Below are 2,329 nucleotides of genomic sequence, written 5' to 3'. Positions count from 1 at the left end.
GTAGCGATCCATCAGCGAGATCCTGAGAAACCTAGAACTAATTTGCTTGACTGGCACCGAGGGCATTTTAAGAATCCAACGCAGAGGCTCGTGACGTAGGAAAATTCGCTAAGCCGTGATTACTCAACTGATGAAACGCTTACTCCTGGTTTAAGGGGGATGAATGGGCTTAAATCTGTTACTCCGAAGAGCCGAACTGGCAAACCCCCAGGAATATGATGGCAAGCATGAATTAAAGTTAGCGATCGCAGCTTGTGGGGTTTGGTTTATCGGGATCATTCTGCGGCTAAATGCCCAAGATCAACAATGGACTCTGATTGAGCAGTTGATTGAAGCTGCCTCCTTTATTGTCTTTGGGGGGATTCCGGTCTTCTTTTTAGCGACGCGGCCGGGCGCTAAAGTGGCCCGCTTAGTTTTATTGAAAAACCAGGGACTAGGCTTCCAGCTATTGATCTGTACTGCCCTGACGATTTATATCACCTTAGTTAAGGGGTTAAGCTTAAATCCCCAACGCTTTGTCTGGCTCAATCAGATGGACAATCTGATTCTATATCAGCAGTTTTGGGTAAACGCACTCTTATTTATACTCGGGATCTTTGTGGCCCTCAGGGTTCCGTTTTTGTTACTTCATCGCCGAAATCAAGCGGTTCAGAAGCAACAAATTGCAGTCCTATCCAAAGATACGCTGGAACTCCTAATTTTCTTAAGCGCAAACCTAGCCTATCTGATTGCTAGCCATACTTCGCTGATTTCTCGAAATTTTAACTTCAACCAGCTAGAGGGATACTATATTGCCGCTGGCTATTTAATTTTGCTGGGTCTAATCAACGCGTCGGCGGCTCGGTCTACTCAGATCAAAAAACTAACCACGTCTGACTTATTTTTAATTTTCATTTGTCTCTCAATTCTGTTTTGGTTTTCTACTCCCTTCTTTAGCTTTGGTGTGTTCATGGGGGTGGATCTATTCATTATGGTAATTATTTACGGGCTGGGGCTGGGGCGAGAGCACTTTGGCTATAGTTTTCAAATTCGCCAAAGCGACATTGGCTATCTGCTAATCACTTTATTGCTGATTTCGTTACTCTTAATCCCCTTGGGGTTGTTTTCTGGTTTTGTTGACGCTTCGCGATTAAATTTTACCCCTGACCCCTTACAGCTGTTGAGTTACTTTATTTTATTTAGTTTTAGAGTTGGGATTTTTGAAGAAATTTTCTTTCGCTGCGGTCTGATGATCTTTCTTCGCGATCAACTTTATCCTTTCCTTAAGACTGAGACGCATCCCAAGACCGCGATCTTTTTAATTGCCGCCCTGACCTCTGTGATCTTTGGACTGAGTCATATGATCAATCAGCCATGGGTGGGAAGCCTCTTAACGCCAACAGAATATAAGTTTGTCTATATTTGTCTAGCAACTTTGGCCTCCTTGTTTTATTCCTTGGCGTTTGGGGAAACCAACCGGCTCTGGGGGTCAATTACGATTCACGGCTATGTCGATTCGATCGCAGTGGTGTGTTTTGGCGGGTTTTTAACCGTTCCCTTTTAATTTCTTCAGGTTATATTCCCCGTGGCTTGCCACGTAAGCAAGAATTTGTGCGGTAGTGCGTTCCAGAGGAAAGATTCCGTAATACTCCGTTGCTTGCGGCGGAGATAGGAAACTTAGCGCTCCGCACCCAATTTATTGAAATGCGGCCCGGCCCTAAAACTTGACCCCTGGGAAGCAAAGTTGCCATCCAACCAGCGATCAGTGGCATAATTCCCCACAGGGCTTCTGGTGTAAGCCAATCTCTCTAGAGGGTTCCATGACGATTAAAAAATGGCTGTTAAGCGGCCTGACAGTACTGGTGGTTTTCTTGATCAGTCTTTCGCTGCTGAATAGTTTTGCTAAACCCCAAATTCAAGGGCAACTTGAGCTTTACCAAACTAATTTAATCCTCCAAGCCTCCGAGTGGCAGGGGCTGGCATCTAAGACAGAAAATGCTGATCAAGCCCGAAATGCCATTATTGGAGCCGACCCGGTGGCCAGTGCCCTGAGTCGCTATCAAAAAGCTCAGTCCTCCGCTCAAACCACCCTCAAACGGCTGCAGCAAACCCCTTCTCAATCGCTGGCTCCGGCCCCTCCCAAGTCAGAGGTCAAGCCAGAACTTGGCCGACCCTTGGTGCAGCCGTCTCCTGAGCAGAAGCTCCGGCGAGTCATTGATGAATTTGATCTGCGGTTGGGGATTTTATATGCCCGCTCTAACCAACTTGATCTGGCGATCGCAACCTGGCAAGGGCTGATTAATCAACCGGCCACAGGTCGGAAGAGAGTCGGGTAGGGAAAAGGTGGAGA

Annotated in this window: 2 protein-coding genes; both read left to right on the top strand. The window is 46.6% G+C overall.

The annotated features are described in order from the left end of the window. Nucleotides 1–163 precede the first annotated feature (163 nt). Nucleotides 164–1,543, top strand: coding sequence for a CPBP family glutamic-type intramembrane protease (locus AC2VE5_RS25850; RefSeq protein ID WP_486890435.1), 1,380 nt, complete (start codon nucleotides 164–166; stop codon nucleotides 1,541–1,543). A gap of 256 nt (nucleotides 1,544–1,799) precedes the next feature. Then, entirely contained in the window at nucleotides 1,800–2,315 is a 516-nt protein-coding gene (locus tag AC2VE5_RS25845) for a hypothetical protein (RefSeq protein ID WP_486890434.1), read from the top strand. The last annotated feature ends 14 nt before the right edge of the window (nucleotides 2,316–2,329 follow it).

The sequence above is a fragment of the Aliterella sp. E5.1 genome, assembly GCF_057473825.1.
The sequence above is the reverse complement of the archived record's forward strand: the minus strand, read 5'-3'. Positions and strand labels throughout refer to the sequence as shown.